21 protein-coding genes are annotated in these 25,272 nt (G+C 64.3%); 11 read left to right on the top strand and 10 right to left on the bottom strand.

The window, feature by feature from the left end; translation table 11 throughout:
- Positions 1-10 precede the first annotated feature (10 nt).
- From AC1DVR_RS22740 to AC1DVR_RS22720, 5 genes are all read left to right on the top strand, one after another.
- Entirely contained in the window at positions 11-157 is a 147-nt protein-coding gene (locus AC1DVR_RS22740; RefSeq protein ID WP_478002911.1) for an integrase core domain-containing protein, read from the top strand.
- Positions 158-422: 265 nt separating this feature from the next.
- Positions 423-2,276, top strand: coding sequence for a calcium-binding protein (locus tag AC1DVR_RS22735; RefSeq protein WP_478002910.1), 1,854 nt, complete (start codon positions 423-425; stop codon positions 2,274-2,276).
- 227 nt (positions 2,277-2,503) lie between these two features.
- Positions 2,504-4,240: a calcium-binding protein gene (locus AC1DVR_RS22730; RefSeq protein WP_478002909.1), complete on the top strand. Its 1,737-nt coding sequence runs from the start codon at positions 2,504-2,506 to the stop codon at positions 4,238-4,240.
- Positions 4,241-4,382: 142 nt separating this feature from the next.
- On the top strand, positions 4,383-7,088 hold the full coding sequence (locus tag AC1DVR_RS22725; RefSeq protein WP_478002908.1) for a PAS domain S-box protein: 2,706 nt from the start codon (positions 4,383-4,385) through the stop codon (positions 7,086-7,088).
- Positions 7,085-7,795 carry a response regulator gene (locus tag AC1DVR_RS22720; protein ID WP_478002907.1) on the top strand — a complete coding sequence of 237 codons (711 nt, stop codon included), beginning with the start codon at positions 7,085-7,087 and terminating at the stop codon, positions 7,793-7,795. Before AC1DVR_RS22725 ends, AC1DVR_RS22720 begins: the two co-directional genes overlap by 4 nt.
- A gap of 163 nt (positions 7,796-7,958) precedes the next feature.
- Here the strand turns inward: AC1DVR_RS22720 and AC1DVR_RS22715 are convergent, their stop codons facing one another.
- The 3 genes from AC1DVR_RS22715 to AC1DVR_RS22705 form a co-directional block, all read right to left on the bottom strand.
- The gene (locus AC1DVR_RS22715; protein WP_478002906.1) at positions 7,959-8,465 is read right to left on the bottom strand and encodes a flavin reductase family protein; all 507 of its coding nucleotides are present in this window, start codon (positions 8,463-8,465) and stop codon (positions 7,959-7,961) included.
- Positions 8,462-9,088 (bottom strand): FAD synthetase, encoded by a 627-nt coding sequence (locus tag AC1DVR_RS22710; protein WP_478002905.1) that lies wholly within the window; start codon positions 9,086-9,088, stop codon positions 8,462-8,464. The genes AC1DVR_RS22715 and AC1DVR_RS22710 overlap by 4 nt, the downstream gene beginning before the upstream one ends.
- Positions 9,089-9,163: 75 nt before the next feature.
- Positions 9,164-10,708, bottom strand: coding sequence for a 4-hydroxyphenylacetate 3-hydroxylase N-terminal domain-containing protein (locus AC1DVR_RS22705; protein ID WP_478002904.1), 1,545 nt, complete (start codon positions 10,706-10,708; stop codon positions 9,164-9,166).
- A 153-nt stretch (positions 10,709-10,861) separates the two neighbouring features.
- On the opposite strand from AC1DVR_RS22705, the gene AC1DVR_RS22700 reads away from it, so the two are divergent.
- Both AC1DVR_RS22700 and AC1DVR_RS22695 read left to right on the top strand, forming a co-directional pair.
- A complete protein-coding gene (locus tag AC1DVR_RS22700) occupies positions 10,862-11,596 on the top strand; it encodes an IclR family transcriptional regulator (protein WP_478002903.1) in 735 nt (244 codons plus the stop codon).
- Between the two features lie 89 nt (positions 11,597-11,685).
- A complete protein-coding gene (locus tag AC1DVR_RS22695) occupies positions 11,686-12,573 on the top strand; it encodes a LysR substrate-binding domain-containing protein (RefSeq protein ID WP_478002902.1) in 888 nt (295 codons plus the stop codon).
- Between the two features lie 53 nt (positions 12,574-12,626).
- Here the strand turns inward: AC1DVR_RS22695 and AC1DVR_RS22690 are convergent, their stop codons facing one another.
- Positions 12,627-13,799, bottom strand: coding sequence for a muconate/chloromuconate family cycloisomerase (locus AC1DVR_RS22690; RefSeq protein ID WP_478002901.1), 1,173 nt, complete (start codon positions 13,797-13,799; stop codon positions 12,627-12,629).
- A gap of 90 nt (positions 13,800-13,889) precedes the next feature.
- Positions 13,890-14,759: a dioxygenase family protein gene (locus AC1DVR_RS22685; protein WP_478002900.1), complete on the bottom strand. Its 870-nt coding sequence runs from the start codon at positions 14,757-14,759 to the stop codon at positions 13,890-13,892.
- Positions 14,760-15,007: 248 nt separating this feature from the next.
- On the opposite strand from AC1DVR_RS22685, the gene AC1DVR_RS22680 reads away from it, so the two are divergent.
- On the top strand, positions 15,008-15,382 hold the full coding sequence (locus AC1DVR_RS22680) for a hypothetical protein (RefSeq protein WP_478002899.1): 375 nt from the start codon (positions 15,008-15,010) through the stop codon (positions 15,380-15,382).
- A complete protein-coding gene (locus tag AC1DVR_RS22675) occupies positions 15,379-16,218 on the top strand; it encodes an alpha/beta fold hydrolase (protein WP_478002898.1) in 840 nt (279 codons plus the stop codon). Before AC1DVR_RS22680 ends, AC1DVR_RS22675 begins: the two co-directional genes overlap by 4 nt.
- A gap of 6 nt (positions 16,219-16,224) precedes the next feature.
- On the opposite strand, the gene AC1DVR_RS22670 is transcribed toward AC1DVR_RS22675, so the two are convergent.
- A complete protein-coding gene (locus AC1DVR_RS22670; RefSeq protein ID WP_478002897.1) occupies positions 16,225-16,500 on the bottom strand; it encodes a hypothetical protein in 276 nt (91 codons plus the stop codon).
- A 420-nt stretch (positions 16,501-16,920) separates the two neighbouring features.
- Positions 16,921-17,610, bottom strand: a complete 690-nt coding sequence (locus AC1DVR_RS22665) for a B3/B4 domain-containing protein (protein WP_478002896.1) — start codon at positions 17,608-17,610, stop codon at positions 16,921-16,923.
- A gap of 99 nt (positions 17,611-17,709) precedes the next feature.
- Here AC1DVR_RS22665 and AC1DVR_RS22660 point away from each other — a divergent pair, with 99 nt between their 5' ends.
- A complete protein-coding gene (locus tag AC1DVR_RS22660; RefSeq protein ID WP_478002895.1) occupies positions 17,710-18,324 on the top strand; it encodes a helix-turn-helix domain-containing protein in 615 nt (204 codons plus the stop codon).
- A 237-nt stretch (positions 18,325-18,561) separates the two neighbouring features.
- Here the strand turns inward: AC1DVR_RS22660 and AC1DVR_RS22655 are convergent, their stop codons facing one another.
- The 3 genes from AC1DVR_RS22655 to AC1DVR_RS22645 form a co-directional block, all read right to left on the bottom strand.
- Positions 18,562-19,404 carry an extensin-like domain-containing protein gene (locus tag AC1DVR_RS22655; protein WP_478002894.1) on the bottom strand — a complete coding sequence of 281 codons (843 nt, stop codon included), beginning with the start codon at positions 19,402-19,404 and terminating at the stop codon, positions 18,562-18,564.
- A gap of 23 nt (positions 19,405-19,427) precedes the next feature.
- Entirely contained in the window at positions 19,428-20,378 is a 951-nt protein-coding gene (locus AC1DVR_RS22650; RefSeq protein ID WP_478002893.1) for a L,D-transpeptidase family protein, read from the bottom strand.
- 258 nt (positions 20,379-20,636) lie between these two features.
- Positions 20,637-24,221, bottom strand: a complete 3,585-nt coding sequence (locus AC1DVR_RS22645) for a hypothetical protein (protein ID WP_478002892.1) — start codon at positions 24,219-24,221, stop codon at positions 20,637-20,639.
- 668 nt (positions 24,222-24,889) lie between these two features.
- Here AC1DVR_RS22645 and AC1DVR_RS22640 point away from each other — a divergent pair.
- The coding region (locus AC1DVR_RS22640) for an alpha/beta fold hydrolase (protein ID WP_478002891.1) at positions 24,890-25,272 on the top strand (383 nt) is incomplete at its 3' end.

Below are 25,272 nucleotides of genomic sequence, written 5' to 3'. Positions count from 1 at the left end.
CCTGAACGAGGTGCTGTTCTCGACCCTGACCGATGCCCGAGTCCAGATCACCACCTGGAAGGAGGATTACAACCACCACAGACCCCACTCGGCCCTCGGGAACATCCCACCTGCCGAGTTTGCCACGAAGATCAGACTGGAAATGATGGCCGCATAGGCCCAGAAAGCAACCCAAGGACTCTCCCCAATCCCGGAGGGAAGACGGGGCTCAGGTCACTGGGCTTATCGGTTTTGCAAGGCGTCCGACCCGCGTCGCTTTCGACCCCGCCACCCAACGGGAGCGCCGTCCCCGGCTGGCTTGTCGCGGCCTGAAACAATCGAAACCTTGCGGCCCCTGCGCGGACATCGGGCTGAAACCTTGGCGGGCGAAAACCTGTGTCAGAACGCAGGGTGGTCCTGCATGACAAGCCCGGAGAAGCAAGATGGCAAGTGCACCCACAACCGATTTCGGCATCATCTACAGCACGGGCCAATTCGGCCCCGACTGGTTTGTTTCGATGTTGGTGGATGGCGAATACATCGACCTGAACCTCGACGTCGGCAGCAGCGGCGACGATACCATCACCAAGACCTTCAACCTGACCGGCACCAAGAGCTATTGGATTCCCACGGCTGGCGAATATTGGACGGACACCGGCTGGGCCATCGACGGACGCGACGGCAACGACGTGCTCAAGGGCTATACGCTGACCGACTGGCTGAAGGGCGGCGCGGGCAATGACAAGCTTTATGGCCTTGGCGACAGCGACAGCCTGGAAGGCAATGCCGGGCTCGACACGCTCTATGGCGGCGACGGGGACGACACCCTGGTCGGCGGCGAAGGCGACGATCTGCTTTACGGTGGTGCCGACGACGACCAGCTTTGGGGCAGCGAGGGCAATGACTGGCTGAACGGCGATCAGGGGGCGGACACGCTGCGCGGCTCGGTCGGCAACGACATGTACCGGATCTCGGCCGGCGACAGCGACCTGGACACCGTGATCGAGAATGCCGGCGAGGGCACCGACACGATCTACACCAACGTCGCCTCCTATACCCTTGGCGCCAATGTCGAAAACATCTTCTTCGACGCAGGCATGACCGGCGCCACCACCTCTTACGGCAACGAGTTGGCCAATGACATCCGCGCGGCCAATGGCGCCGATACCATCTGGGGCATGGCCGGCAACGACACGCTGACCGGCAACGGCGGCAACGACCTTATCTATGGCGGCTTGGGCAACGACACGCTGTTCGGGGGCCTCGGCAACGACAAGCTGCGGGGCGACGACAACAACGACTATCTCGACGGCGGCGCCGGGGCAGACACGATGACGGGCGGCGCCGGCAATGACCGTTATGTCGTTGAAGACGCCACCGACAGCGTGGTCGAGGCGCTGAACGGCGGCACCGATACCGTGGAAAGCCTGCTCGCCACCACCACGCTGGGCGCCAATGTCGAAAACCTGAAGATGATGTTTGCCGGCTATGCAGAAGGCTACGGCAACGAGCTGAACAATGTCATCACCGGCTCGGTCTGGGCCAACACGATTGATGCGGCGGCCGGCAATGACACGGTCTTTGCAAGCTTCGGCAACGACACGGTCCATGGCAATGTCGGCAACGATTATCTGGTCGGCGAGGTGGGCGACGACAAGCTTTATGGCGACGATGGCGATGACACGCTGGAAGGTTCGGGCGGCAGCGACTGGCAATATGGCGGGGCCGGCAATGACTCGATCCGGTCGGGCGACGGGTCCGATTTCGCCTTCGGGGGCGATGGCAACGACACGATCTATGGCGATTTCGGCGGTACGACGGCCAATGCGGACTGGCTTTATGGCGATGCCGGCAACGACGTCATCTACGGCGACGGCGGCAATGACCAGCTGCGCGGCGGCGACGGCACCGACATCCTGCATGGCGGCGATGGCAATGACGTGATCAGCGGCGACGGCGGGGTCGACCTTCTGTATGGCGAGGCGGGGGCCGACAAGTTCGTGTTCCGCACCCTGGCCGATGCGCCGATGTCGGGCCTCGACCGGATCATGGATTTCGCCAGCGGCAGCGACAAGATCGACCTGTCGGCCATCGACGCCATGAGCGGGACTGCCACCAACGACGCCTTCCACTTCAATGCGGTCAAGCCCTTCTTCGCCTCGGCCGGGGATCTGAACATCTCGACCAACCTTCTGGGCACCCTGGTCGAAGGCGATGTGAACGGCGACGGCTTCTCGGATTTCCGCATCCTGGTCGTGGGCGACTACACCATGACGGCGAGCGATTTCATCCTCTGATCCAAAGCCAGACTGGTGAAACCAGGGGGCGGCGCCGCGGCGTCGCCTTTTGGCGTTTTGGCGCAGCCCTGCGGCCCTGTCGCGTTTGAAACGATCCATTCATGGGCAGCATCCCGGAAACAATTGAAACGCTTTTCCCGCTTCGGGACATCGCCGTGAAACACGGGACCTGCAAATTCCCCTCATGCAGCGCCAAAGGGCGCGGATCGAACCAGGGGAGATGACAGATGCCTGCCTATACCGGAACCGACGGCGACGACACCTACTTTGGCGACGCGATCAAGTCCGATTATGTCTGGGTCGGCGACGGCAATGACTCGGTCTATACCTACGGCGGCAATGACAATGTCGTCTCGACCGGCGGGGTCAGCCTGTTCTTCCTGGGCGAGGGCAATGACACGCTCCTGTCGGGTGTCGGCAATACCTTCGTCAATGCCGGTTCGGGCGATGACTTCATCGTCGACGATGGCGGGGCCTGGTATGCCAATCAGCAGTTCTATCTTGGCGAGGGCAACGATCAGGTCGTGCTGCGCGGCAGCGGCGAAACCGACATCTACGGCGGGGCGGGCAACGATACCTATGTCCTTCTGCGCTATAACGACATGCGTGCCGTCACCATGGGCACGGCGGATGCCATCATCCACGAGGATGCCGGCGCCGCGGGCGGCATCGACACGATCGAGCTTTCGACCGGCTGGTCGGGTTTCGTCATGGCCGAGAATGTCGAGAATCTGATCGCCAACAACAGCAATGCCCAAAGCGACCGCATCACCTGGGACAACAAGATCGACGACACGGTGCTGGGGGTCGAGGTCACCGGAAATGCCTCCAACAACAACATCCTCGGCTCCATCGTCCGCGACGTGCTGCAGGGGATGGCGGGCAATGACACGCTGGATGCCTATTACGGCAAGGGCGACAAGCTTTATGGTGGCGATGGCGACGACAGGCTGATCCTGAACTTCGCGCAAGGTGCCAAGATGTATGGCGGGGCGGGGGACGACACCTATGTGATCCGCTCCTGGACCACGGATGCCGCCAATTCCATCGTGGAATATTCCAGTTCGGGCACCGACACGCTGGACCTGCGCTACACCGATGTCGACATGACGCGCGCCAACCTTTACGCGATCGAGAACCTGACCCTTTCGGCGGACAGCGCCGGCGCGTCCCGCACGGTGACCGGAAACGGCCTGTCCAACGTCATCCTCACCAATGCCGCCAATGACACCGTGACCGGCGGCGGCGGCGCGGACGAGATCCGCACCGCGGGCGGCACCGACTGGCTGGACGGCGGGCTGGACAACGACACGCTGGACGGCGGTGCCGATGCCGACCGGCTTTACGGCGGTGCGGGCAGCGACAGCCTTCTGGCCGGAACCGGCGACGACTGGCTTTATGGCGGCGACGGCGCCGATGTGATGAATGCCGGGGCGGGCGTGGACTTCGCCTATGGCGAGGTCGGCAACGACAGCATCATGGGCTTTGCCGGCGACGACTTCCTTTATGGCGGCGCTGGGGACGATCTGGTTTCCGGCGACGGCGACAACGACCGCGTCTGGGGCGGGGCCGGCAACGACAAGCTTTATGGCGGCGCCGGCAACGACCAGATCAGTGGCGATACGGGCGTGGACCTGCTTTATGGCGGCGACGGGGCGGACCGGTTCGTCTTCCAGTCCCTCGCCGACGCGCCGATGAGCGGGCTGGACCGCGTGATGGACTTTGTGGCCGGCAGCGACAAGATCGACCTTTCGGCGATCGACGCCGATGGCACGCTGACGGGCAACCAGGCCTTCCATTTCAATGCCATCCGGCCCTTCTTTGCCTCGGCCGGCGATCTGAACATCTCGACCAACCTTCTGGGCACCTTGGTCGAGGGTGACGTGAACGGCGACGGTTTCTCCGACTTCCGCATCCTGGTCGTCGGCGACTATGCCATGACTGCCAGCGATTTCATGCTGTAAGCGGTCCCGGAGCCGATCACGTCCAGCGGCGCCCCCACGTCCCCGGGGGGCGCCGCTGAAACAATTGAAACAGAGGACTTCCCAAAACGACGCAGGATTGAAACAACGGATCATCACATTGTCGCCGGGGGAGATGCCGCCCATGGATGATACGAACACCGGAATGACCGACAAGGCCGAGGTGGCGCAGCCGATGGATCGGGCCCGGCTTGCCGATGCCATCCTCTCCTCTGCGCTGGATTGCATCATCGTCTCGGATGATCAGGGGCGGATCGTGGAGTTCAACCCGACGGCGGAACGGACCTTCGGCTGGAGCGCCGCCGAGATCATGGGCCGCACGATGGAAGAGACGATCGTGCCGCCGCATCACCGCGCGGCGCATCGCCATGGCATGGCGCGCTATCTGGCCGGCGGCAGTCCGGCGGTTCTGGGCCGCCGGGTCGAGATCGAGGCGCAGCGCGCCGATGGCAGCCTGTTTCCGGTGGAGCTTTCCATCTCTGACGTGATGATGGGCGGGCGGCATTATTTCGTGGCTAATCTGCGCGACATCACCGCCCAAAAGCGCACGGCGGCGGAATTGCAGCGGGCGCAGGCCAGTCTTGAGGCGATCTTCGACAATATCCCGGCGGCGCTTTATCTGCGCGACCGGCAGGACAATCTGGTGATGATCAACAGCTGGGGTGCGAAGTTCCTTGGCCGCGACCCCAAGGACATGATCGGCCAGCCCATGTCGAAATTCCGCGAGCCGCAGAACGCGGCAGGCGTGGCCGAATCCGATGCCGCCATCGTGCGCGACCGCAAGCCGATCACCCGGCCCTTCACCTATCACCTGCCGGGCGGCGACCGCGTCGGTCTGATGACCTTCTTTCCGGTGCTGGATGAACGCGAAGAGGTCGTCCAGATCGGCGGCATGATGCTGGATGCGACCGAACTTTACCGCGCCCGCAACGAGTTGCAGGAGGCGCGCAGTCTGCTGCAGTCGATCTTCGACAATATCCCGGCGGTGCTTTACCTGCGCGAGATCGACGGCCGCATGATCACCGTCAACCGATGGGGTGCGGCCGTGCTGGGGGCCGAAGATCCCGCGCAGGTGATCGGGGTCGCGGCCCAATCCTTCGACAACGAGGAACAGCGCGAAACGGCTCGGATCAATCAGGAGGCCCTTCTGGCCACCGGGCAGCCGATGACGCAGGAATACCGCCGCATGGTGGGCGGGCGCGAGGTCGTGGTGCTGAACTCGATCTTCCCGGTGCGCGACACCGACGGCAAGATCGTCCGCATCGGCGGTTTCGCCACCGACGTGACCGAGCTTTACCGCGCCCGCAACGAGTTGCAGGAGGCGCAGAACCTGCTGCAGACGATCTTCGACAACGTGCCGGCCGAATTGTACCTGCGGGGCCTGGATGGCAAATATCTGATGGCCAACAAATGGTCGCTGGATTTCTACGGCCTGACCGAAGCCGACCTGCCACATCTGACCGCCGAAACCTTCGACGTGGGCGAGGAAACCGAAGTGTCGCGTCAGGCGCAGCGCGAGCTTCTGGCGACCGGCAGGCCGGTGACGCGGGAGTATCATCAGACGGCGCGCGGGCGCGATGTGGTGATCCTGAACACCATCTTCCCGATGCGCAACGCCGAGGGCGAGATCGACCGCATCGGCGGCGTGTCCACCGACATCACCGAACTGCATCTGGCGCGCAACCAGCTGCGTCAGGCGCAGGACAACCTGCACCAGTCCGAGAAACTGGCCGCCCTCGGCCAATTGCTGGCGGGCGTCGCGCATGAGCTGAACAACCCGCTCGCCGTCGTGCTGGGCCGCGCCGCCATCCTGCAGGAAAAGCTGGCCGGCACCCCGCATGAACCCTCGTTGCAGAAGCTGCGCGAGGCCGCCCATCGCTGCGCCCGCATCGTCAAGACCTTCCTTGCCATGGCCCGCCAGACCGGGCCGCGCCGCCAGATGTCCGAGGTGAACGATCTGGTCGAAAGTGCGCTGGAGATGACCACTTACGGGTTGCGCAAGGCCAATATCGAATGGACGGTGACACGTCTGCCCGACCCCCTGCAGATCGAGGTGGACGAGGATCAGATCGTGCAGGTTCTGATCAACCTCATGCTGAATGCGCAACATGCACTGACCAACCACCAGGGCCCGCGCAAGCTTGACATCACCGCGCAGCGCAGCCCCCAAGGCGACTGGGTGCATCTGACCGTCGCCGACACCGGCCCCGGCGTCCCCGAGGCTATCGCAAGCCGGATCTTCGACCCTTTCTTCACCACGAAATCCGTGGGCGAGGGCACCGGTCTTGGCCTCTCGGTCTGCAAGAGCATGGTCGAGGCGCATGGCGGCAAACTCGTCCTCTTGCCCACCGAAGGCGGCGGCGCCAGCTTCCGCGTCTCGCTGCCGGTGGGCAACGGCAAGGATACCATCGCCGGCAGCGACGCCGGCGAAACTGGCCATGCCCCTGCCATAGGCCACATCCTGATCGTCGATGACGAGGTGGAAATTGCCGCCATCCTGGCCGATTGTCTGGCGCCCCTGGGCATTGAATGCACCCTTGCCTCGGATGGCCATTCGGCCCTGCAGCGCCTGGCCGAGACGGCCTTCGACGGCATCTTCTGCGATGTGTCGATGCCCGGCATGGATGGCATCACCTTCTACAATCACCTGAAAAAGACCAATCCGCTGCTGGCCCGGCATCTGATCTTCATTTCGGGCGACGTGCTGCACCGCGAATGGGACAGGCTCAACGCCTCGGTCGACCGGCCCGTGATCGAAAAACCCTTCGACCCCCGTCAGGTGCGCGAGGCTGCCCTGTCGCTGCTTGCCAAGGAGGGAGACCCAAGGTGACCGAAAAGGCCCGCATCATCGTGTGCGACGATGAAGAGCCCATGCGCGAAATGCTGGAGGAACTGCTGACCGACGAAGGTTACGCCGTGACCACGGCGCGGGATGGCGCCGAACTGCGGCGTCTGGTGCCGCAGGTCCGGCCCGACCTCGTGCTCTGCGATCTGAAGATGCCGGGCGAGGACGGGCTGTCGCTGACCCGCTGGCTGCGCGGCGAAAGCCATTGCGCGGTGATGATGCTGACGGGCATGGGTTCGGTGGTGGACCGGGTGGTCGGGCTGGAAATGGGGGCGGACGACTATCTGCCCAAGCCGTTCGAGCCTGCCGAATTGCGCTCGCGCATCAAGGCGGTCCTGCGCCGCACCATGGCGCCGGTCCACGCCCATGGCCGCCCCGCCGGCCGCACTCGGGTCGGGCGCTGCATCCTCGATATCGAACAGAAGACCCTGTACGATGAAAACGGCGACAAGGTGCCGCTGACCGCGATGGAGTTCGACCTGCTCTACACGCTGATCAGCCACCCGCGCCGCGTCCTGACCCGCGACCAGTTGCTGGAAATGGCGCATCACCAGCGCTGGGACCCGTTCGACCGCTCGATCGACATCCGCATTACGCGGCTGCGCAAGAAGATCGAGATCGACGCCAGCAAACCCGCCGTCCTGCGCACCGTCCGTGGCGAAGGCTATATGCTGGTGCCCGACGGGGAATAGCGCACGGGGCAGGCGGAACCCGCGGATCCTTTTACGGGCCGGAAGACCCCGGCGCAAGTCAGGATCCCGTCACCTTCGACGAAGTCGACCCACAGCCGACTGTAGAGCTTGGGGGGAAACGAGGGCTGGATGGCACCGGAAGGCGAGCGCTCCGAGGAAGCGATCAAACGAGGGAGGCGAATTTGCCCGCGTGAAACAACAAGGGCAGCGCGGTTTCCGAACGCTCGATATGGCGCACCTCGCCGATGAAGATGACGTGATCTCCGGCCTCGATCTCCTGCGCCACCTCCGTGACGAAGACCGCCGAGGCGCCCGGCACCACCGGCATCCCGAGGATGTGGGCAAAGGGATCGCGGACCGCAGGATCGAAGCGCCCCGCGAAATGCATGGCGAGCGGCTCCATCCCGGACGACAGGACGCTGACGGCGTAGCGCTTCGACTCGCGCACCTTGGCCAGCATCTTCGCCTTTCGGTCGAGCGAGATCGAAATCAGGGGCGGGTCCAGTGATACGGACATGAAGGCGTTTGCCGTCATCCCGTGATCGCCATCCGCGGTCGCTGTCGAAATGACCGTCACCCCGGTGGCGAAGCTGCCGCAGGCATCGCGCAGGGCGCGCGGGTTGACCGGAGATGCCATCCCGCTGTCGGCGATGTGATTGGGGGCATTCATGAAAAAATCTCCTCTGTATGCGGCGTTGTTCTGAGGTCCAGGGTGAGCATCCGTGCGGCCAGGGCCTGGGCGCGGTCGAAGGGGCCTTGCAGGGCACGCGCCTCCGCGTCGCGCCCATCGGCGCGCAGCGCGCGGATGCGGGTGGAGGAGACGGTTTGCCCCGCGTCGCAGAGCGTCGGCCGGGCGATGCGGACGGTGAAGCGCAGGGCGAGCAGGTCGGTATCGCCCGATTGCGCGGCCCCGAACCGGAAATCGCCGCCGACATGGATCGCCCGCGGGTTCACCCGGCCGAGGTCCAGCATGAAGTCCCGGGCGTCGCGCATGGCATAGCGCCGGTCGAAGCGCGCCACCACGATCACGTCCGGCCCGAGCTGTGCGATGCGGGCCAGTTTCTCGTCGAGCGGGCAAAGCTGCACGGCGCGACCGAAGACGACCTTCGGCGGCGGATCGAAGGTCCAGACCACCGCGGGCACCTGCGTCGCCCGCGCCTCGGCCACCGCTCCGCGGATCAGGTCCTGATGGCCGCGATGCACGCCATCGAAGGCGCCGATGGCCATGACCGAAGCGGGCAACCGCGCCTTCCAGTCCGGCAGAATCCTGGTCTTCTGGGTCTCAAAATCCATGGCCTGTCCTTCCTGCGACGGGTTTTGATGCGAAGGGGCGGCCCGCACATGTCCGGGCGGGCCGCCGCCCGGTGCTTACTGGAAGCCGCCCTTCAGGCGGTTCACGTCCCAGGGGTTGATCATGTCGGCGGCATTCCAGCCCTCGAGCCCGTATTCCGACATGTACTGTTCGACGAGGTTCTGCATCATCTCCATCTCGCCGGTGGCCTGTGCGGTCAGCATCGTCTCGATGCGGATGTTCTCGTAGTTTCCGGCATAGTTGCTCTCGTAAAGCTCATGCCGCCCGCCGAACTCGGACCCCATGGCATCCCACAAGAGCTTCAGCAGCTTGACCCGGTCCACCGCCACCATGCCGTTCGAGCCGCGCACGAAGCGGTCGATATAGGGGCGGATCTCTTCGGAGCCGAAGTCCATCGCCGAAGACGGCAGGTAGATCAGGCCGGAGGCGACGTGACGCTCGATCAACTCCTTGATCCGGGAGTAGGCCATCGGCGCGAAGACGCGGTAGGCGAGACCGTAGTTGATGTTCGGCAGCACGTAACCATCCGTCCACGGGACCGGCGATTTCACCATGGCATCCGACAGGCCCCAGAACATGTTGCGCCAGGCAATGACCTCGCCCACGGCGGTCTGGGGGCCGCGGAAGGCGGCGGAACCGGTCGCCTCCAGGGCCTTGGCAAACAGGCCCGAGATGAAGTCGAGCTTGACGGCGAGCCGGGTGACACCGTGCAGGGTGAAGCGCGGGACAAAGCCGGAGGCCGGGAAGAACGCGTTGATCTTCTCCACATCGCCATAGATGAAGACGTTCTCCCACGGCACCAGGACCTTGTCGAAAACCAGGATGGAGTCGTTCTCGTCAAGGCGGCTGGACAGCGGGTAGTCGAAGGGCGTGCCCATGACGGCGGCATTCAGCTCGTAGGACGAACGCGAGATGAGCTTGACCCCGTGCGCCCCCATCGGCGCGGTGAAAACCAGGGCGAATTTCTTCGCCTTGATCGGAATGCCGTAGTGGGCGATGAAGTTGTAATGCGTCAGCGCCGAGCCGGTGGCGACGACCTTCGCACCCGAGACGATCAGGCCGGCGTCGGTTTCCTTCTCCACCTGCATGTAGACATCGCCGGTCTCTTCGATCGGCAGATGCCGGTCGATCGGCGGGTTGACGATGGCGTGGTTCCAGTAATCGAGGCGCTCCTGCGTGCGGGCGTACCACATCTTCGCATTTCCGGCATATTCGCCGTAGAACCCCGAGTTCGCACCGAGCGTGCCGAGGAAGGCCGCCTTGTAGTCCGGTGCGCGGCCCATCCAGCCGTTCGCCACGCGCTGCGTCTCGGCAATTGCGTCGCGGCCCGCGATCAGGTCTTCGGCCGACTTCGGCCCCTTGAAGAAGGGGTGGGTCCAGCCGCCGTTGCCGGTGTCCGTCGGACGGCCGAGCGTGTCTTTCTGCGTGTTCAGACGGTCATACCAGCGCGCCACCATGCGGGCGGAGTTGCGGAAAGCCGGGTGCTTGGTGACATCCTTGACCCGCTCGCCATGGATGTAGACGCAGCGCCCGTCCTGCAGGCTTTCGAGAAATTCCGTCCCGGTATAGGGCTTGAATGCCTGGGTTGTCTGATCTTTCATGATGTCCTCCCATTGTCCGGCGGCCCCTCCGCTGCCGGCTCGAGGCTTATGAAAGCAACATTTCGGATATCTCAAAAGGTATCGGACCATACCGTTCCAATTTCCGCTATAACCGGAAATGTCTTTGAACGAAGGATTCAGAGGGAGGGACTCATGGCGACAATCCGGAAAGTCGGAGCGATATTGCAGCTCTTTTCCGAAAAGGAGCCGGAATTCGGTTTGTCCGAGATCGCGCGGCGCATGGCGCTGTCGACCAGTGGCACCCATGACCTGATGCAGGAATTGTGCAAGATCGGGATGATCACGCGGGTGTCGCGCGGGCGCTACCGACTCGGGCCGATGATCGCCTCGCTCTACCGTATCCTTGTCGATACCTCGGTTCTCGTGGCCACGGCCCGCCCGATCCTTGAACGGCTGGTCGAGGATTACGGCGAGACGGTCCATCTTTCGGTGCTGGACCGGACCCGGGTGATCGTGGCGGATGCGGTCGAGGGGCGCCACATGCTGCGCGTGTCCCGCGCGATCCTTGAGGGCGACCTGGCCCCGCACGAAAGCCCGGTGGGGATGCTGCACCTCGCGATTGCGGGCAAGGCCACGCAGGAGTCCTATTTCGACGCCCTGGGTGGCCATCGGACGCCCGCGTTGCCCCTGCAACGCCGGGTGGAGCATCTGGACCAGCTGGCGCGCGACGGCGTGGCCATCGGCCCCGTCGAGACCGAGCGCGACGTCATCTGCGTGGCCGGGCAGGTGAAGAACCATGCCGAGATGCCCTATGCGGTGCTCAGCCTCGCCGTCCCCCGAAGCCGCTACGACGCGCAGCCCAGGGCGTTCAGAACGGTCGTCGCCACGGCGGCGGAAGATATCAGCAGGCAACTCAGCCGGTCGTGAACCGCGCGGCAGGGCATCGGGCACACCCTGCCCGGATTGCATGACACAACGCGGATTGATACCTTTTCCGCATGAGAGGGGAGGGACGCATGGAGCTTCGACGGTTGGTCTATTTCCTTGCCGTGGCCGAGGAACTTCACTTTGGCCGCGCGGCAACGCGGCTCGACATCGCGCAACCGCCGCTGTCACGCCAGATTGCGGCGCTCGAAGCCGACATCGGCACGCTGCTTTTCGACCGGTCGCGCAGCCAGATCCGGCTGACCCAGGCGGGCGAGGTGCTGGAGCGACACGCAAGGAGCCTCGTGGATCGTCTGGAGGCGGCCTACAAGGAAACCCGGCTGGTGGGCGACGGCGGCGCGGGCCGGCTCAGGATCGCCTTTGTGGGGTCCGCCTCGCATGGCGTCCTGCCCAACCTGATCAAGTCCTACCGCTCGCTTTATCCCAAGGTGGAACTGGCGCTGTCGGCGATGAACAACGCCGAATTGCACTCGGCCCTGATCCAGCGCGACATCGACCTCGCGGTGGCGCGCCCCGCGCTGAAGGACGAGGAACTGCGCGCGGAGCCTTTGGTGCACGAGGACCTCATCCTCGCGCTTCCCGACAATTCGGAGGTCTTGGCGCGCACCGAGATCCGGCTGTCGGAGCTGTCCGATCAGACCTTCGTGCTTTACCCGCGCAGGCCGCGCCCGTCCTATGCCGACTCCGTGCTCGACATCTGCCGCAAGGAAGGCTTCCAGCCCGCCGCACTGGAGCTTGCACAGGATTTCCAGACCGCGATCAGCCTGGTGTCCGTGGGGGTGGGGATTTCGGTGGTCCCGGAAAGCGTGTCGCAGACCACCCGCCCCGGCGTGGTCTTCCGCCGCTACGAGGGGTTCAACCCGGGCACGGGTCTGACAATCCATGCGCGCCGCGACAACCAGTCGTCGCAGGTGGCGCAGTTCTTCGACACGGCCCGGAAATTCACGCGCAAGCGCTGAGAGCCCCCGCGCGGGCGGCGCCAAGGGTCCCCGATGGTCCGGCTGCGGGGCGCTCAAACCTTGCGGGTCGCGTCCCTCAGGGCGTCCATATCCACGGTGATGCCAAGGCCGGGCCCCTTCGGCACCTCGATATGGAAATCGCGATAGATGATGCCGGAGTCGGTGAGATCCCGTTTCAGGATTGACGGCCCGAAATGCTCGCAGCCCCACTCCAGCGTCGGCAAAGTCGCGAAGACTGCGAGATGCGCCGCCGTGCCGATCCCGGATTCCAGAAGGCAGCCACCGTAAAGGTCCATGCCGAAGGCCGCAGCCACGCCTGCCGCCCGTTTCATCTCCATCAGCCCGCCGGATTTCACCAGTTTGAGCGAGTAGACCGACCCGGTGGCAAGAACCGCATTCTGGGCCAGCTCCTGGGTGGAGAAGGCCGCCTCGTCGATCATGATCGGGATGGCGGAGCGGGCCGCCACCCGGCTGGTGGCGTGAAGAAGGCCGGGCTTGAGCGGCTGTTCGATCAGCGCGATGCCCATTTCGGCCAGCTCGGGCGCGAAGCGGATGAAGGTCGCCTCGGTCCAGCCCTGGTTGATGTCGAGGACCATCTGCGTGCCCTCGGGCAGCGCGGAGATGATCCGGCGCAGGCGTAGCATGTCATCGGCTGGCGCATGGAAGCCGAGCTTGATCTTGAACCGGCGGTGGCGTCGGGCGGCGAGTTTGCCCCGGGCCTCTTCGATCTCCTGTTCGGCATCGCCGGAGGCCAGCGCCCAGAGCACTTCGATCCGGTCGCGGACCACGCCGCCCAGCAGCGCCGTGGCGGGGAGACCGAGGGATTTGCCGACAGCGTCGTAAAGGGCACCTTCGATGGCGGCGCGGGCAGAGGAATTGCGGCTCGCGGCGGCTTTCATCCGCAAAGCGTTGGCCTCGAAGGCCATGGCGGGTTGCCCGATCAGCGCGGGGGCGAGGTAGGTGTCGATATTGGCCTTGATGGCCTCGACGCTCTCTTCCGACCAGCGCGGGCCGCCCAGCGTGCTGGCTTCACCCCAACCCGTGGTCCCGTCGGCAAGCGTCACCTCGACGATGACGAAGGACTGGTGCGTGAGCCGGGTGTTGGAGAGCTTGTGCTCGCGGGTCGTCACGCAGTCGACGATCCGGGTCTCGATCGCCGCGATGGAGAGGTCGCGCGGCTGCACCCCGGCGAGGTCCACGACGCGGGCCTGTTGCAATGCGGGCATGAAGTCTGTCCTTCGTCCGGGGGGCTTCTTGATGGGTGTTCAGGAACAACCCTCGCGCGGCGGATGGATCGCCGCGCGAGGTCGGGCGCCTTACTCGGCAGCCATGGCCAGCGATTGACCCGCCAGCACGAAATCGAACTTCACGTAGAGGTCGGTGCCGTGCTCGGCATCCGCCTTGCGGAAGTCGCCGATCAGGTTCTCCTTCACCGCAAAGACGGAATCGTTGTCGAGGTAAGCGGAGTTGGCGTCATAGATCTGGCTGACCAGCGGGCGGTAACCATCCTTGTTGACGACCACGTGGATGTGGCCCGGACGCATGGTGTGGTGGCCCATGTAAGAGATCATCTCGCCTGCGGTCCAGTCATTGGGGATCGGGTAGGGCACCGGGCGGATGGCGCGGTAGGCGTAGTAGCCATCGGCGCCGGTCGCGAAGCGCCCGCGCAGGTTGTAGTCCGGCTGGTCCGGGTCGTGGTTCTCGTAAAGGCCGTTCGGCGCGTCTTCCCAGACGTCGATCATGGCGCCGGCGATCGGCCTGCCGGCGGCGTCGCGCACATAGCCCTCGATGAAGACCGATTCCTCGTTGTCGAAGTGCTTCTGCACGATGGAGGCTCCATGCGGCAGAACCGGCGCGTTCTCGCGGAAGAACGGGCCCAGCACGGTGCCGGTGGTCTCGCCGTTCGGGGTCGGGTTGGACAGCATGTCCACCAGCACCTCGACGCCAAGGATATCACCCAGCAGGATGAATTCCTGGCGCTTGTCGGTGCAGACCGCCCCGGCACGGGCGAGGAAGTCGCAGGCCTGCATGAACTCGCTCGACGTGAGGTTCACGTCCTTGCAGAAGCCGTGCAGGTGCTTGACGAGAGCGACCATGATCTCCCGCTGGCGGGCGGGAATGTCATTGCTCGCGCCGATCGCCTCGACGACGACATCGGTCACATTGTCCACGGTCACGTTGCGCATGGGGTCTCCTCCTCCTGTGCATCATTGCAGGCCCGCTCGGGGCACCGCGCTTGTTCGATGTCCGGGACTGTGCACGCTGAGCGCGCTTCGGTGAAGACGGTGGCCGGGTATCGGACGATATCGAAAAGGTCTCAGAGCTGACTCTCGGGCGGGTATTGCGGGGTATCGCCTCATACCTTTCAGAATCCGCGACGGGGGGCCATGTTCTCCGCCGGACTCAAGAGGTTGAACGGGGGCGGAAGGCAGGCATGATCGACAGGTTGCGACAGATACAAGCGCAGGTGGCAGGCACCCCGCACCTGCATCGCCTGGGGGCGCTGTTCTCCGAGACGGTGTTGCTGAAGGTTGACGGGCAGGAGTTCTACCTCGCTTTCGAAAAGGGCCGCCTCGATCGCATCGTCGAAGGCCCGTCGAAAAAGACGCCCTATCGCTTCGGCTTCATCACGGATGCGGCGGCGCTCGAGGCGTTCTGGGCGCCAATCCCCGCGCCGGGGTTCCACGACATCTTCGCCATGGTGAAGATCGGCCGGGCGGAGATCGTCGGAGACATGCTCCTGCTGGTGATGAACCTGCGCTTCTTCAAGGAGGTGCTGGCCCTCGGACGCGAAGGAGAGGCGGCATGATCGAGCAGATTGTCGGGCGGTATGTCACCGTCGATGTCGCAGGACGCGCCCAGCGGATCTATTTCGAGGAAGCGGGCAGGGGGCGCCCGGTCCTTTGCCTGCACACCGCAGGATCGGACACGCGCCAATGGCGGCACATTCTCAACGATCCCGAGATCACCGCGCAGAACCGCATCATCGCCTTCGACATGCCGTGGCACGGCAAGAGCCTGCCGCCGGAGGGGTTCCAGACCGAAGAATACCTGCTGACCACAGGGACCTACATGGCGACGGTGCTGGCGGTCGCCCGTGCCCTGGACCTTGAGAAACCCGTACTGGCCGGGGTGTCGATGGGAGGGCGCATCGCGCTGCAACTCGCGCTGCATCATCCGGAGGCCTTCAGCGGCTTTCTCGCCATTGAGGCCAGCGATTTCCAGGCCGCTTGGTACGACATCGACTGGTTCCACCGGCCCGATGCCCATGGCGGAGAGATGGGCGCGGCCCTGGTCTCCACCAACATCTCGCCGCGCGCACCGCTGGCGGAACGCTGGAATACGCTCTGGATGTTCATGCAGAGCGGCCCCGGCGTGTTTCGCGGTGACCTGTCCTTCTACACGCGGGACGAAAGCCTCGTAGGGCAGCTGCATCGCATCGACACGACCCTTACCCCGGTGCACTTCATCGTCGGCGCCTATGATTTCACCTGCACGCCGCAGGATGCGCAGCGCACTGCCGACCAGATTGCGGGCGCGACGCTCGCCGTCATGGACGACGTCGGCCATTTCCCGATGAGCGAACACCCCGAAGGCTTCCGGCCCTTTTTCATCGCGGGCCTTTCGAAGATGCCGGAGGGGTGAGGTACCTTACAGGCGCGTGGTTGAGGAACATCCGATCAGACCCCGCGCCCGCGTCAACCCTATCGGCGCCGCCGTCCCGGTCATCGTGACCATCCCGGGAGCGAAATTCAGAACGATGCCTTGCGCGGTGGCGCCAAGGATTATCATGTTGTTGAACGCGATCGGCGCCGTCTCGTTGCTGTAGCCGGCTGCCGGATAGACGGTATCACCCGGCCCGGCGACAGTCATTGCAGCAGCAATAACGGGGAAGTCGGACTGGAGTCCGACGGTAGGAATGGTCATGTCCGTCTTCCGGGATTTTTCATAGCGGAGGTCTGCATGCCTACCGGAGGTGCGCTGGCCAAAAGCACCGTGACGATCGCGGGGTCACATAAGGCATAACACGCAAACGCCCGCGTTTGGGCTATTTCCGAGGATTCGCTTTCATCGGTCTATTCGGTCGGCTTTCCAGAAACCGGATCCAGACATCACTGATCTTGTGGTTGCGGCACTAATCAGGCCCAGCGACCGATCAATAGGCAAGCCATTCTGGCGCAGGGACGCATCGATGGCGCCGCACCCGATGGAAGTGATGGTGCGACAAGGGCATCTTCGCCGGGATGACGGAAGGCCCTGCTGCCGCAGCGCCAAAGCCTTCCTTTCAGCCGTCGCATGGGCCGCGACGGTCATGTTCTGGCCGTGAGCCCGGATCGAGTCCCGACCCTAAAGCGCGATGGGTTTGCCCTCGGGGTTTGCCGAATCGAAGAGCATCGCCACCGCTTCGGGTGCGAGACCCCGGCCAAGGCTGCGACAGGCTTCGATCAACGCCGCGATCGGCATTGGCTCCAGCCGTTCCAGCACGAACCACATTTCGGTGGTGGCCTCGGTCAATTGCGTGCGCGTACCCTGCCGCCAGTTCCAGCGGCGGCAAGTGATGCCCGCGTCGTCGGCCCAGGCGACCTCGCCGGGCTCGGGGGTTTCGGTCCTGGGCTGGCCCTCGGCCATGGTCTCGAAGGGCTCGGTGCCGGTGGCCCGGATCAGACGCGGCGTACCGACATAGGCCCGGGCATCCTCGCCGCCGATGGGCAGCGCAAAGCGCAGGCTGACCGCGTTGTAAAGATCGACGACCGCATTGGTGGGCCGCAGCGCGCCGTCGCGCAGCGCCCGTTTGCGCAGCGCCTCGACCGAGGAGGGAAAGCGGTTGGGCTTGGTGCCAAAGCTGCGGTAGGCCTCGCGCCAGGCCTCCTGATGCGCCTCGGCCCAGGGGGCGGGCGGCGCGGCGACCGCCTCGGCCAGAAGCGCTGCGCTGGCCGCGTCGCTTGGGGCGTTGCGGGCCGTGACAGACAGGCTGAGCGCCGCGAAATCGGGGCGAAGGGCGAAGATTTCAGGGGATATGATCGGGTGAAGTTGCATGAGGGAACCGGGGAAGAGGTACTTCGTACAAAGTGGCAGGATCGCAGGCGCATGTCAACAAAGTGACCAATGTGTGTGATTGACCGAATATTTTCAGTGATGTATTTCTATATAATGACCAATTCCGGGCCGCACATCGAACGCCAGACCGAGGAGGCGATCATAGCCGCCGCGGTTGCGCAACGCATTGCCGCGCTGCGCAAGGGCTTTGGCCTCAGCTTTGAGGCCTTGGCCCAAAAGGCCGGGGTCGCCAAGGGCACGCTTGTCCTGATCGAACAAAGCCGCGCCAATCCCTCGATCTCGACGCTCTGTCGGCTGGCCGCGGCGCTGCAGGTTTCGGTGGCTGACCTCGTCGCACCGCAGACCGACAGCCCTGTGACCGTGGTAACCGAGGCCCGCCGTCTTTGGTCCGGCCCCGAGGGCGGCCATGCGACTTTGCTCGCCGGGACACCGGGGCCGGACATGCTGGAAATCTGGGACTGGTGCCTGATGCCCAAAGAAACCTTCGAAGCGACCGTTCATGGCCGTGGCACGCGCGAACTGCTTCATGTCACGGACGGTATGCTGAGCCTGACCGTTGGCGGTGCGAACAGGCTGATCGGCCCGGGCGCCTCGGCCGTCGCCCTGACCGATCGGCCCCATGCCTATGCCAATCATGGCCGCGTGCCGTGTCATTTCACCATGACTGTCCACGAGCCCCCTGCCGGCGTCTGAGATCTGTTCCCGTCCGGAGCGGTTCCGGCCGTTGCCTTGGGCCGCCACCGATAGGCCCGATGACTCGTTACCCGGTGGAATCACGAGGCAGACGACGAGCATCGAATTTGGCTGCGCGGCCCGGTTCCAGCCGATCCTGGCGCAGCGCATACAGACGGGCGGGGGCCGCTGTTCGCCAAGGCCACCGAGACGCTGAACGGGTTGCGGCCCCTGACCGGGACAGGAGATACGTCTTCGCTATGGGACCGTGCCCTGCAACTCACACAGGCGAAAACCGTTGGTGCGCGCCATGACGTCGAGATGCAGATGGTTTTCGTGCGTCGCACTCGACCCCGGACCCAGGACGGTCGCGAAATCGAGACAGGCCGCAGCGCGGACCGCATCCTCAAAGGCGTTGGCGAGGCTGTCTTCCGTTTTGCCGGCTCCGACGACCACGGGCGGGCCTTTCGCAAACCGGAAGCCCATCACGTCGAAGGCATTCCCGAAGGCGTGCTCCGACAAAGCGCCGTCGGCCAGATTGTTGCGCCTGCGGCACATGTAGTCAGAGCCGTTTTCTATCGCGGTGAGGGCACCGCGGCTGTCGAGGCGAGAGGCGGCGGGGACCACGAAATCCTGCACCCAGGCGGCGAGGGCCTGCGCGGTCGGGCAGCGCATGACGGCAGGAGGATCAAGCTTTATGCCCGGTGCGATCATGCTGACCTTGATCGGTTGCAGGATGCCGCAGTCGGCATCGTCATCGGGCACAATGGCGGCAACCTCCTCGAAGGCGACCGACTTGTCGCGCAGGGACGCAAGGCAAGAGGTGTTCTCTGCCGCGCTCAGGCGCAGGAGATCCCTTTTGCCGATCTTTGGCGCCGAGGGATTCTCGACGGTGTCGGTCCTGCCATCGGCGGGTTGCGGGGCGACCTGCGCAGGGGCAGGGGCCGCAGGCACGGGAGCTTCAGGTACCGGGGCTTCAGGCATCGGCGCTTCAGGTACTGGGGCCGCGGGCGCTTCTTCCGGGCGGGGAGGCGGGGGAACGCTCGTCCCGGGGGCCGCATCCTCGGCGGTTGCGGGCAAGGCCAGGGCCAGCGCCGCCATCACCACCCCTGCCGCAACCCGCATCATTCCAGGAATTCCACCGACACGCCCGCCTTCACCAGATGGGCCAGTTCTGTCACGTCCCAATTGGTGAACCGCACACAGCCATGGCTGACAGACTGGAACAGCGCGGCCGGCGTATCGGTCCCGTGCAAACCGTAGGTCGGCTTCGACAGGTCGATCCAGACCGCGCCCACCGGCCCATTCGGTCCGGGCGGAAGGATCAGGGCTTCGGTGACGCCGTCCGCGACGAAATTGGTGTCCGGCAGATAGCTGTAGGTCGGGTCCATCGCGACGGCCACCACTTCGACGGTACCTTCCGGCGAAGGCGTTGCGGTGGAGCCGATGGAAACCGGATAATTGGCCACCATCCGGCCCTCTGCATCAAAGGCCACGGCGCGGCGTTCGGATTTGCGGATTTCGATACGGGCCACTTCGGCCACCACCGGCGCGCCGGTGTCGGCGACCAGGATCTGATCGCCCGGCGCAAAGGGGATGCCCGGGTTCAGGGCCTTCAGAAAGTCCTCGTCCATGTGAAACCGCTCTGCCAGACGCTCGCTGACCCGCAGGTAGCCAAGCTTCGGCAGTTTCGCTTTCTCGGCCACGTTATCGGGGATCGCCTCGGTCAGATCGGCCACGTCTTCCGGGCTGACGATGTAGGTCATCAGGACCGGCAGCGCCGCGTTGCCGCCCAATTCCGACCAAACCTCGGCATCGAGAATGCCGTCGACCACAAGGCCGCGCTGTTCTTCAAATCCGCGCAGGGCGCTTTCGCTCATCCCGCCCTTGTAGCCATCCACCACACCGGGAGAAATGCCCGCGCGGTCCAGCAGGACCTGCAGTTTCACGCTCACGCCGGACTGGCCGTCGGGCACATCCAGACCGTCAAATTGCGCGCTTTCAATCTCTTCGGGGGTCAGCGCAAATGCGGGGCCCGTCATCAGAAGCAGGCCACAGAAGAATATGTTTCGCATTGAACCCTCATGTTGAACGTGGGTTAACGCATGAGATGCGTTTTGGTTCACGGGATCGGGCGGATTGTTTTGGGGCGGTGCCGGGGCCCTGGACTTTACCCCATAAGCGGACGCGGCACTTTCCGAGGGCGGATGTGGGCAGCCGGGGTCGAGCGTGGTCGCATGCACCAAAACCCCCGCCAATGCCGCGTCCTGATGCCACATAGCTCTGCCGCGCCCTCGCGGGGCGGCAGGGCTACGTGGCAGGGCCAGCCGGGTTCAGTTGATCCAAAAGTCGGTGGTTTCCAGCAAGACCTTGTTCTCGATGACCAGAAACAGGATGGCGTCAGCGCCGCCCGCGCCATCGGCATCATAGAACATCTCGCCCGTGGTCCGATCGTAGAGGATGCGATCGGAACTGTCCTCGGCCCCGGTCGAAAGGTCCTTGAACTGATCGCCGCTGAGCTGCCAGCCATCGAGACCGGTTGTCAGGGCAGGGAAGCCGGAGGTCAACAGGATCTGATCGTGATTGCCGCCTTCGAAATCCGTGATGTGGTCCACCCAGCCCGGTTCGTCGATCCGAAACGTGTCGTTCCCGCCGCCGCCGGTCAAGGTGTCGTTGCCGAACCCGCCACTCAGGAAATTGCCGCCCGAATTGCCGGTCAGGACATTGTCGAGCTCATTTCCCTCGGCGAAGCCGGTGGCGCCCTCCAGCATCGTAAGACCTTCGACATTTTGCGGCAGGTGAAAGCTGCTGTTGGTAAAGACCGTGTCGAATCCCTCGTCTGCGGCCTCTTCGATGATCGCGCCGGACCCTCTCATGACATACTGGTCATCGCCTGCGCCGCCGAACAGATGAGACCAGGTTCTGGAACCCACCAGCGTATCATTTCCACCGAGGCCATAGGCGTAAAGGTGGGACGAGCTGCCGCTGATCAGATTGTCCAGATCATTGCCGAAGCCGGTGCAGTCGCCCATGTAGCCATTGAAGATCAAGCCCTCGACATTGTCGGGAAGCGTGAAATTCGTGACGTAAAGGCTCAGATCGACCGTGTCGAACCCGCCGCCGGCCTTTTCGACGATCGTGCAGTCCTCGGTGAAGGTCTTGTAGGTATCGTCACCCGCCCCGCCGTTGAGGGTGTCGCCCGCGCCCCAATAGAGCGTGTCGTTGCCATCGCCGCCCCGCAAAAGGTCGCGACCATCGCCCCCGTTCAGGGTGTCGTCGCCGCCCATGCCGTCCAGAGTGTCCCTGCCAACACCGCCGCTGATGCCGTTGGCAAAGTCCGACCCTGTGACGTGAGCCCCCCTCCCGATGACGACAAGGTTTTCCAGCAAATCGTCCATCTGATAGGAAGCGAGCTTCAGTTTCACGGTTTCCGCGATACCTCCCGCGGTCAGGCCCAGAACATCGCCGAGGTCGTCGACGACGAAGGTGCTGCCACCGCCGGTGGCGCCGATCATCGTGTCGGCCCCAAGCCCGCCATCCATGAAGGTGCCGAATTCCAGCCGGTCATCGCCGATCCCGCCAAAAAGCCAGGACACGGTGGTGCTTTCGGCCCGCGCCGTGGCGCCGGCGGTCGAGGTGATGTGCAATGCATCGACATTTGAGGTCAGGATCGTCAGTGCTGCGGCGGAATAGACCGTGTCGAATTCGAACACGGGGTCGTTGGCCTCCACAATCTTCGCCATGCCGGAGGTTGCATCGAGATAGTAGCTGTCCGCTCCGGTACCCCCGTAGAGCGTATCGTTCCCGCCGGACGAATAGAGCGTGTCATTCCCGCCTTCCCCGTAGAGCTGGTCCTTGCCGGAGCTGCCTTTCAGGATGTTGTCGTCGTAATTGCCGTAAAGGGTCACGCCGCGCATCGAGGCGCCGGCCTCGATATTTTCCAGATATATCGCTAGGTGGAATTCGCTCACGTAAGACACGACGGTGTCGATGCCCCCGGTCTGGTATTCGACGATCACCTCTTCGGCGTCGTGCACGACATAACGGTCATCGCCGTTGGCGCCATAGAGAAAATCGACGCCGCCGCCGCTGTCCAGCACATCGTTGCCCTCGCCGCCGTACAGCAGGTCCGCCCCCGCGCCGCCCAGCAACGAGTCATTGCCGGTGCCGCCGTCGAGCGAGTCATTTCCCCAGCCGCCCTCCAGCTGATCATCGCCCCGCCCGCCGATCAGCGTGTCATTGCCTCCCAGCCCATGCAGTGTGTCATTCAGATCGCTGCCGTAGATCGTGTTGGCCTGGATATTGCCCGTACCGTCAAGGGCCAGGTTCCCCTGGGCGCGCAGCACTTCCACATTCAGGGCCAGAGTGTAGAGGCCCGTCCTTGCATAGGCGATATCGAAAGAGGCCCCTTCGCCCTCGACGATCACGTCATCCGTCGTCACAAAATAGGTGTCATTGTCCAGCCCGCCGTCCAGCGTGTCCGCACCGTCACCGCCGGTCAGGGTATCCGCCCCGCCGAGGCCGAACAGATGGTCTGCCCCGCCGCCGCTGGCCATCGCATTGTTCGCCGCATTGCCGATCCCGTAGAGGCCGAGGTTTCCCAGCGCGGTCAGCCCCTCGAACGTTTCTCCCAGGGTGAACCGCGCCAGCGAGGTCTGGATCGTGTCAAAGCCTTCATCGGCCCGTTCGATCGTGACATCATCCCGGCTGTCGACCTGATAGACATCGTTGCCTTGCCCGCCGGCCAGCGAATCCACCCCGGTTCCGCCGCGCAGCCAGTCATCGCCCGAACCGCCAAGAAGCGTGTCGCGTCCGCCCTGACCATTGACGTTGCTTCCAATGGCCGCGGCCATGAAATAATCCGCGCCGCGCCCCATGTCGAAGGAGATGCCAGAGCCTTGCGTCTGGACAATCCCCGACAGATCGAACCGGTCTGCGGCGGACGTGCCGCGAAATCTGGCGTTTTCAAAGATCAGCGCCTCGAACCCGGTCTGTTCGGTCAGGTTCAGGCTGCTGGTGGTGATGATCAGCGGGGTGGCGCTGGTGCCTCTCAGCACCAGGGTGTCTTGGCCGGCACCGCCCCGGATCGTGCTGTCCGAAAGGTCGCCGCCGACGAGGACAAGCCTGTCATCGCCTTCGCCCAGCGACACCGTGTCACCGCCCAGGTTCAGCACGATGGTCTCGGCGCTGGTGCCACCGAAGAAACTGTCGTGCCCTGTCCCGAGGTCGAAGGTGATCCGTTCATCATAGGTGCCGACATTCCACGTCAGCGCCTTGGTGCCGCTCAGGTCGATCAGGTCATCTCCCGCGGTCCCGCGCAGGGCCACAGTGCTGTCGTCCCAGGCAAAAAACTCGACCGAAGCCGCCGCCGTCAGCACGAGGCGGTTGAAGGACACCGCGCGCAACCCGGTCCCGAAGAAATCGCGCACCGAGACGGCATCGACACCGGCGCCCCCGAACAGCGAGTCCCTGCCGGCCACCAGTTCGCCATAGGAGAAGACGTCGTCGCCGTCGCCACCCTGCAAGATGTCGTTGCCGGAGCCGCCGATCAGCTCGTCATTGCCGTCGCCGCCGTAGAGGATGTCGTTGCCGACCCGGTCCGCAGTGTCCCAGTCGCCGACGAGGAGGTCACTGCCCGCCCCGCCCGACAGCGTGTCGTCCCCGCCGTTGCCCCAGAGCGAGTCATTGCCGCTGCCCGTCGTGATGGCGTCGTTGCCGGTCCAGCCATAGACATCGGCCGAAACCGTGCCCAGTTTGGCGGCAAAGTCCACCGTTCCCGAAGCGGTCAGACCCAACGAGACGGGCCTGTTCGGGTGGTCGGCAGAATCGCGGATCAGGCTGTAGCTGTTGAACTGGGTGGGGGTCAACCGCGTCAATTGGCCATGGGTATAAAGCGTGGTGATGGCAATCTCCTGCATTCCAAAACTGGACAGCGCGCCCCACACATCGGGACCAAAATGAACCGCATGGGGCGAAGGTCCTCGGTTTTTTCAGGCCGGTCAACAGTTTGATTGCGTCAGGATCCATGGCTTCGCCTGTGGCGTGTGTCCGGGCAGGACCCATCACGGGAAGCGCTGTTTGTGGAACTGAGCGGCGGGGATTGTCGGACGGGAGCAGGGCCGCAGCGGCGTTCTGGAGTGCGGAGGGCCGCGCCCCCGCACTCAATGGCGTCAGGAGGTTGGGCATCTTCGAACGGAGCAGACAAGCCTGATCCTGGTGGCCTCGCACAGGGACCCAAGCGGCAAGCCTACCGTCCGCATGAAGGCTGGCCGTGGAAAAAGTCGGGTTCGCTTTGGCCCCCCCGGGGGAGCCATGAAAAGACACGATATACCAATGGGATCGCAGGTGTCCTCCCGGGCGGGAGCCGTCCGCCCCACCAATACTGCACCTGCACAAACGTTCGTATGATTTCGCGGGGCCTGGCCTGTCTCTAACCTTGTCTCATCACGGCGGCCTTTGCCAGACTGCGGGGGCCGCAGCGCAAGACAACCGGTCGGGGCCTGCGATTGATCCTGCAGGCGGTTGACCGGGCACGACAGCGGGCCCGCCACGGGCCGAAGCCAAACCAGGTGACAGGAGACGCATGATGTCCAGCGGATTTGTGAAAACGAAAGATGGCGTGGAGATTTTCTTCAAGGACTGGGGCCCGAAAGATGCCCAGCCGATCGTCTTCCACCACGGCTGGCCCCTGTCCTCGGACGACTGGGATACGCAGATGCTGTATTTCCTGGCCAATGGCTACCGCGTCGTGGCGCATGACCGCCGCGGCCATGGCCGCTCGTCGCAGGCCGATACCGGCAATGACATGGACCATTACGCCGCCGATGCCTCTGCAGTGGCCGAGCATCTCGACCTGAAGAACGCCGTCCACATCGGCCACTCGACCGGCGGCGGCGAGGTGGCCCGCTATGTCGCGCAGTTCGGCGAGCCGCAGGGCCGCTATGTCGCGCAGTTCGGCGAGCCGCAGGG

The sequence above is a fragment of the Rhodobacter sp. P2_H5 genome (assembly GCF_056403335.1).
Note: the sequence above shows the minus strand (reverse complement) of the source record. Positions and strands in the feature narration are given on the sequence as shown.

Coding starts and splice junctions, on each gene's coding strand:
- AC1DVR_RS22735 (WP_478002910.1), top strand. CDS start 423: ATGGCAAGTGCACCCACAACCGATTTCGGCATCATCTACAGCACGGGC.
- AC1DVR_RS22730 (WP_478002909.1), top strand. CDS start 2,504: ATGCCTGCCTATACCGGAACCGACGGCGACGACACCTACTTTGGCGAC.
- AC1DVR_RS22725 (WP_478002908.1), top strand. CDS start 4,383: ATGGATGATACGAACACCGGAATGACCGACAAGGCCGAGGTGGCGCAG.
- AC1DVR_RS22715 (WP_478002906.1), bottom strand. CDS start 8,465: ATGAATGCCCCCAATCACATCGCCGACAGCGGGATGGCATCTCCGGTC.
- AC1DVR_RS22710 (WP_478002905.1), bottom strand. CDS start 9,088: ATGGATTTTGAGACCCAGAAGACCAGGATTCTGCCGGACTGGAAGGCG.
- AC1DVR_RS22705 (WP_478002904.1), bottom strand. CDS start 10,708: ATGAAAGATCAGACAACCCAGGCATTCAAGCCCTATACCGGGACGGAA.
- AC1DVR_RS22700 (WP_478002903.1), top strand. CDS start 10,862: ATGGCGACAATCCGGAAAGTCGGAGCGATATTGCAGCTCTTTTCCGAA.
- AC1DVR_RS22695 (WP_478002902.1), top strand. CDS start 11,686: ATGGAGCTTCGACGGTTGGTCTATTTCCTTGCCGTGGCCGAGGAACTT.
- AC1DVR_RS22690 (WP_478002901.1), bottom strand. CDS start 13,799: ATGCCCGCATTGCAACAGGCCCGCGTCGTGGACCTCGCCGGGGTGCAG.
- AC1DVR_RS22685 (WP_478002900.1), bottom strand. CDS start 14,759: ATGCGCAACGTGACCGTGGACAATGTGACCGATGTCGTCGTCGAGGCG.
- AC1DVR_RS22680 (WP_478002899.1), top strand. CDS start 15,008: ATGATCGACAGGTTGCGACAGATACAAGCGCAGGTGGCAGGCACCCCG.
- AC1DVR_RS22675 (WP_478002898.1), top strand. CDS start 15,379: ATGATCGAGCAGATTGTCGGGCGGTATGTCACCGTCGATGTCGCAGGA.
- AC1DVR_RS22670 (WP_478002897.1), bottom strand. CDS start 16,500: ATGACCATTCCTACCGTCGGACTCCAGTCCGACTTCCCCGTTATTGCT.
- AC1DVR_RS22665 (WP_478002896.1), bottom strand. CDS start 17,610: ATGCAACTTCACCCGATCATATCCCCTGAAATCTTCGCCCTTCGCCCC.
- AC1DVR_RS22660 (WP_478002895.1), top strand. CDS start 17,710: ATGTATTTCTATATAATGACCAATTCCGGGCCGCACATCGAACGCCAG.
- AC1DVR_RS22655 (WP_478002894.1), bottom strand. CDS start 19,404: ATGGCGGCGCTGGCCCTGGCCTTGCCCGCAACCGCCGAGGATGCGGCC.
- AC1DVR_RS22650 (WP_478002893.1), bottom strand. CDS start 20,378: ATGCGAAACATATTCTTCTGTGGCCTGCTTCTGATGACGGGCCCCGCA.
- AC1DVR_RS22645 (WP_478002892.1), bottom strand. CDS start 24,221: ATGCAGGAGATTGCCATCACCACGCTTTATACCCATGGCCAATTGACG.